The following is a 359-nucleotide window of genomic DNA, read 5'->3' as shown; positions in this document are numbered from 1 at the left end:
GCTGGTCCTCCAGGGTGAGGGTGGCCCGGTCGTAGGCCAGCTCGAGCTTCGCGAGCTGCTCCGGCGTGACGCCCGGGTTCTCGCGGGCGGCCGTCAGCGCGCGCTGCGCCTCGGCCTGCCGCGCCACGGCCTCGCGCTCGTCGAGCTGGGCGTCGGCGAGCCGAGAGTTCATGTCCTCCAGGGAGCGCGTCGCCTCGCGGCGGGCGTCGGTGAGGGACAGCTGTGCCTGCCGCGCGTCGATCTGCGCGTCCCGCAGGTCCTTCTGTGCGTCGCGGACGCGCGTCTGCGCGTCGCGCTGCCGCTGGGCGGACTCCTCCACGGTGCGGGCGAGGGACCGCTCGGCGTCCTCGACGCCGCGC

General features: G+C 76.3%; 1 protein-coding gene. It reads right to left on the bottom strand.

Annotated features, from left to right (window positions below; translation table 11 throughout):
• Nucleotides 1–359: hypothetical protein (locus ADL15_RS54275; protein ID WP_198170908.1), on the bottom strand; the 359-nt coding region annotated here is incomplete at both ends.

The organism is Actinoplanes awajinensis subsp. mycoplanecinus (assembly GCF_001509495.1).
GTDB classification, from domain to species: Bacteria; Actinomycetota; Actinomycetes; order Mycobacteriales; family Micromonosporaceae; genus Actinoplanes; species Actinoplanes palleronii.
This window is presented reverse-complemented; position numbering and strand designations above follow the sequence as displayed.